Source organism: Cellulosimicrobium cellulans (assembly GCF_042723955.1).
GTDB lineage: Bacteria > Actinomycetota > Actinomycetes > Actinomycetales > Cellulomonadaceae > Cellulosimicrobium > Cellulosimicrobium cellulans_H.
On sequence record NZ_JBHXIC010000156.1, the window covers coordinates 1 to 4,681 of the forward strand.

Below are 4,681 nucleotides of genomic sequence, written 5' to 3' on the forward strand. Positions count from 1 at the left end.
GGGCCCCCCGGCCCCACCCCCGGGCCGGGGCCGGCCGGCGGCGCCGCCCCCACCCCTCCGCCCCGCCCCGCCCGCCGCCGCGTCGCCCCAGTACCCCGCCGCGACGGTGCCGCCGCGCAGCCAGACCTCCCCGACCGCGCCGTCGGGCACCTCGGCGCCCTGGTCGTCGACGAGGCGCAGCTCCACCCCGCTCGGCGGGCCGCAGCACACGAGGCGCGCGCCCGGGACGCTGCCCCGACCCTGCGCGGCGGCGTCCGGGAGCGCGGACAGGAACGACGCCTCCTCGAGCACGACCAGGCGGCCGTCCGCGAGCGCCGCCTCGTCCGCGGTGACGACGAGCGGGAGCCGGCGGTCCGGGTACGTGGCCGTCAGCGTCGCCTCCGCGAGGCCGTACCCCGGCCCGTGCGCCGACCCGCGGAAGCCGACCGGCTCGAACCGGCGCGTGAAGGCGTCCAGGACGGCCGGGTCCACCGGCTCGGCACCGCCCAGCGCCCAGCGCAGGCGGGTCAGGTCGAGCTCGGCGAGCTGGTCGTCGCGCACGCGCCGCGCGCACTGGTCGTAGCCGAAGTTCGGCGACGCCGTGACGGTCGCCCCGGTCTCGGTGATCGCGGAGAGCCAGCGGACGGGGCGCTTGAGGAACGCCGTCGAGGGGACGATGACGGCCGTCGCGCCGAGACCCAGCGGGACGAGCAGCATCCCCACGAGGCCGAAGTCGTGGTACCCCGGCAGCCAGCTGCAGAAGACGTCCTCCGGGACGAGGCCGAGGGTCGTCGAGAAGGCGTCGTGGTGGTGCAGGACGTTCGCGTGCGTGACGACGACGCCCTTGGGGCTGCTCGTGGACCCGGAGGTGTACTGGAGGAACGCGACGTCCTGCGGGGCCGGGCGGCCGCGCCGGGCCGGGCCGTCCGTGGCGCCGTCGACCACGGTCACGAGGACGGGGCCGCCGTCGGCGCGCCGCAGCGGCTCCGCCCACTCCGTCGTCTCGGTCGCGGCCGTCGGGTCGACGAGCACGACGGCGGCGTCGCAGTCGACGAGCATGCCGCGCACGCGCTCGCGCTGGTAGGCCTGCCCGCCCGGGAGCGGGGACGGGACGGGGATCAGGCCCGCGTAGAAGCAGGCCACGATCCCGACGACGAACGACGCGGTCGCCGAGTAGAGGACCAGGGCCCGGTCGCCCGGCTCGTGGCGCGCGGCGAGGTCGGCCGCGAGCGCCGCCGCCTGCGCGTCGAGCTCGGCGTAGGTCAGCGTGCGCCGCTCGCCCACCTCCGGCACGACGACGACGGCCGCGTGGTCCGGCCGCTCGCGTGCGTGCTCGTGGACGAGGTCCACGAGGGTCAGGTCGTCGGGCTGCGCGCCCATGTGGCCCCCTCCGTCACCGGCGCCGGGACCGTCCCGGCGCGGAGGACGCCGGGCAGCACGAAGCCCGACCCGGCGGTCCGGGGGAAGCCTGGCAGCGGACGGACGCGGTGTAAACAAATCCGACGTGTCCGGAAGAGGACAAATGCCCGCTGACCTCCCCGTTCGTCACAAGGGTCCGACCGCCGGGACGGCCCTCGGCGCCCCCGAGGAGGTCGACTACAGTCACACCGTGTGACGTCGTCGGAGCGGGACCCGGTCCTCGGCGCCAGGCGCTCCGCGCGGGCCGTCGCGCTGCGTCGAGCGCGCGACGTCCTCGTGCTCGACGACGGCAGCAGTCCCGACCCGGACCCCCTGTGGGCGCGGGTGCACGAGCAGACCCGCCGCGAGGCGCGCGTGCGGGTCGTGACGGTCGAGCCGGCAGGGCCGTCCCGCGCCGGACCGACGGACGACGTCCCGCCCGAGCGCGAGACCTCCGACGACAGTCCGCTCGACGACGCGCTGCCCGCCGCCGCCCGCCGTGCGGTCCCCGGCGTCCCTGACGACGTGCTCGGCACCGGCACCGCCGTCGAGCACCGCGTGGCCCCGGCGCTGCCCCTGTCGCTCGTCGCGCTCGACGACACGGTCGTCCTCGTCGCCCGACCGGACCGCACGCGCGCCGTGACCGACCGGGACGCCGTCCTCGCGCTGCGGGCCCTCGCCGAGTCCGAGTGGGACCGGGCGCGGGCGGCCGACGACGCGCTCGCCCCGAGCGAGGACACGCTGCTGCGGCTCCTCGCCGAGGGCAAGACGGACACCGCCGTCGCCGCACGGCTCGGGGTGTCGCCGCGGACGGTCCGGCGTCACGCCGCGGGGCTCATGGGGCGCCTCGGCGCGACGAGCCGGTTCGAGGCCGGGGTCCGGGCCGCCCAGCGCGGCTGGATCCGGATCACCGACCGCTAACGGGCAGCCGCCGCGAGCTCGGCGTCGCTGCGCAGGATGCAGAACTCGTTGCCCTCCGGGTCGGCGAGCACGACCCAGCCGCCGCCGTCGGGCGTGCGCCGGTCCGCGACCTGCGTCGCCCCGAGCGCGAGCACGCGCTCGACCTCCTCCTCGCGCGTGCGGTCCGTGGGCCGCAGGTCGAGGTGGACGCGGTTCTTCAGCTCCTTGTCGTCGGGCACCTCGACGAACAGGACGTGCCCGCGGCTCTCGACGGGCGTCGCGGCGTCGGCCGGCGGGATGATCATGCACTCCTCGTGGCCGGGGAGGTTGGGGTCGCCGGGCACGTCGGTGTACCCGAGGACCTGGGCCCAGAAGACGGACTGCGCGTAGGAGTCGCGCGCGTCGAACGTGGTGTGGGAGATGCGAGAGGTCATGGGCGCGACCCTGCCACGCCCTCGCCGCGCGGGCACCGCCTTTTCGCCCGAGACTGGCGCGCGTGAGCGCATCGACGAGGCACGTCGCGTGGACCGGCTGGGACGACGACCCGGACCGCCTGGAGGCCGCGACCGTCACCGTGCGCGACGACCGGCTGGCGGCGATCGGCACGTCGCGCGCGACGTCGTACGCGACCGCGTGGGCGCTGCGCACCGGTCCCGGCTGGGTGACCGAGCACCTCGACGTCTCCGTGCGCGGGCTCGGGTGGTCGCGCCACCTCGACCTCGTCCGGACGCCCGACGGCGCGTGGCGCGCCGACGTGCGCGAGTCGGGGACGCCGCCGTCGGGCCTCGCCGCGCCGGGGATCGCCGACCCGGCCTCGCTCGACGGCGCGCTCGACTGCGACGTCGCGCTGTGCCCCGTCACCAACACGATGCCGATCCTGCGCCTCGGTCTGCTCGGCGATCGCCCGCCGACGGGCGAGACGCGCCTGGTCATGGCGTGGGTCGACCTGCCGTCCCTGGCGGTCCTGCGCAGCGACCAGGTCTACGCCGCGCGCGAGCCGCTCGACCCCACGACCGGTCAGGGCGTCGTCACGTACACGAGCGCCACGCGCGACTTCACGGCAGACCTGACGGTCGACACCGACGGCCTGGTGGTGGACTACCCGCACCTAGCCCGCCGCCTCTGACCACCCGGCCCTCCCCGGCCCCCCGCCCCCCGGCCCCCCGACCTCCCGCCGAACACGACACGGGGGTCGTTCTCGGGCCCTTTCCGTCCGTCATGTCGTGCTCGACGGCGGGCGAGGTCGTGCTCGGCTCAGTCCTGCGGCGGACGGCGCAGGCGCTTGACCTCGGTGCGCCGCTTCTTGGCGCCGATCCGGCGCTCGACCGACCCGCGCGTGGGGCGCGTCGCGCGGCGTGGCGGCCCCGGCGGCGCGACGGCGTCGGCCAGCAGGGCGGCTAGCCGCGTCCGCGCGGCGTCCCGGTTGCGCCGCTGCTCCCGGTGCTCGGACGCCGTGACCGTGACGACGCCGTCCACGACCCGCCGGCCCAGACGGTCCAGCACCCGTGCACGCTGGGACTCCGTGAGCACCGCCGACCGCGCGACGTCCCACGAGAGCTCGACGCGCGAGTCGGTCGTGTTGACGCCCTGCCCGCCGGGCCCGGACGAGCGCGAGAACCGCCACGACAGCTCCGCCTCGGGGACGACCAGGGTGGTCGTCACGCGCAGGCCGGGGCGGGCGTCGTCGGGCATCCGTCCATCGTGCCCGACGGCGCCGGCGCGGCCCAGCGGATTCGTGGCCCACGGCGCGGTGGGGGCGGACCGGCGGCGCGTCCGGGGCGGGTCGCTCAGCGGTCGAGCTGCGCGTCGATCTCCGCGACGCGGGCCGCGACCAGGTCGCGGACGACGTCGTCGGGCAGAGGGTGGTCGCTCGAGAACCGGACGGTCCCCTTGGCGTGCGAGAAGCCGTCGAGCCGCGCCTCGACGGTGGTCACCGCGGCCGGGCTGAACGGGTAGACCGCGAGGTGCTTCGCCGAGGCCATGGCGCTGAGCAGCGCCTTGCCGCGGTAGAGCAGCGCGGGCATGCCGTAGCTCGTGCCCTCCGTGGCGTCGGGCACGACGTCGCGCGCGACCCCGACGACGCGCGCGAGGGTCGCGCGGTCCGGCTCCTCGACGCCGGCCAGGTAGTCCGTGACGCTCCCCATCGGGACATCGTCCCGCCGCCCGCGACGGACCGCTCGGCGAGCGGGACGGTCCGTCCGACCTGCAAGATCACAGTGCGCCCACCTTGACCTCAACCGTGGTCGAGGTCCTAGCGTGGCTGCATACCGACGGAAGGAACCTGAGGAACCATGCCTGTCTACACTCTCCCCGAGCTGTCCTACGACTACGGTGCGCTCGAGCCGCACATCTCCGGGCGGATCATGGAGCTGCACCACTCCAAGCACCACCAGGCCTACGTCAC

At 76.3% G+C, this 4,681-nt stretch carries 6 protein-coding genes and 1 pseudogene; 3 read left to right on the forward strand and 4 right to left on the reverse strand.

The genetic code is table 11. The features are described from left to right. A partial coding sequence (locus tag ACFWH7_RS20745) for an AMP-binding protein (RefSeq protein ID WP_378219530.1) occupies positions 1-1,359 on the reverse strand: 1,359 nt, incomplete at its 3' end. A gap of 231 nt (positions 1,360-1,590) precedes the next feature. On the opposite strand from ACFWH7_RS20745, the gene ACFWH7_RS20750 reads away from it, so the two are divergent. Continuing rightward, positions 1,591-2,298 carry a helix-turn-helix transcriptional regulator gene (locus ACFWH7_RS20750; RefSeq protein WP_378219532.1) on the forward strand — a complete coding sequence of 236 codons (708 nt, stop codon included), beginning with the start codon at positions 1,591-1,593 and terminating at the stop codon, positions 2,296-2,298. Here the strand turns inward: ACFWH7_RS20750 and ACFWH7_RS20755 are convergent. Next, a complete protein-coding gene (locus ACFWH7_RS20755) occupies positions 2,295-2,711 on the reverse strand; it encodes a VOC family protein (protein ID WP_378219534.1) in 417 nt (138 codons plus the stop codon). The genes ACFWH7_RS20750 and ACFWH7_RS20755 overlap by 4 nt on opposite strands. A 62-nt stretch (positions 2,712-2,773) precedes the next feature. On the opposite strand from ACFWH7_RS20755, the gene ACFWH7_RS20760 reads away from it, so the two are divergent. Further along, positions 2,774-3,403, forward strand: a complete 630-nt coding sequence (locus tag ACFWH7_RS20760) for a putative glycolipid-binding domain-containing protein (RefSeq protein ID WP_378219536.1) — start codon at positions 2,774-2,776, stop codon at positions 3,401-3,403. Positions 3,404-3,531: 128 nt separating this feature from the next. Here the strand turns inward: ACFWH7_RS20760 and arfB are convergent, their stop codons facing one another. Together arfB and ACFWH7_RS20770 are read right to left on the reverse strand one after the other, a co-directional pair. Continuing rightward, positions 3,532-3,969, reverse strand: coding sequence for an alternative ribosome rescue aminoacyl-tRNA hydrolase ArfB (gene arfB, locus ACFWH7_RS20765; protein ID WP_047233431.1), 438 nt, complete (start codon positions 3,967-3,969; stop codon positions 3,532-3,534). 95 nt (positions 3,970-4,064) lie between these two features. After that, positions 4,065-4,421, reverse strand: coding sequence for an iron chaperone (locus ACFWH7_RS20770; RefSeq protein WP_378219539.1), 357 nt, complete (start codon positions 4,419-4,421; stop codon positions 4,065-4,067). 147 nt (positions 4,422-4,568) lie between these two features. Between ACFWH7_RS20770 and ACFWH7_RS20775 the strand changes: the two are divergent. Further along, positions 4,569-4,681 (forward strand): annotated as a pseudogene (locus ACFWH7_RS20775) (superoxide dismutase); the annotation flags it as partial.

Excerpts from the sequence above, each read along its gene's own strand:
- ACFWH7_RS20755 (WP_378219534.1), bottom strand. The coding sequence starts at position 2,711 with ATGACCTCTCGCATCTCCCACACCACGTTCGACGCGCGCGACTCCTAC.
- arfB (WP_047233431.1), bottom strand. The coding sequence starts at position 3,969 with ATGCCCGACGACGCCCGCCCCGGCCTGCGCGTGACGACCACCCTGGTC.
- ACFWH7_RS20770 (WP_378219539.1), bottom strand. The coding sequence starts at position 4,421 with ATGGGGAGCGTCACGGACTACCTGGCCGGCGTCGAGGAGCCGGACCGC.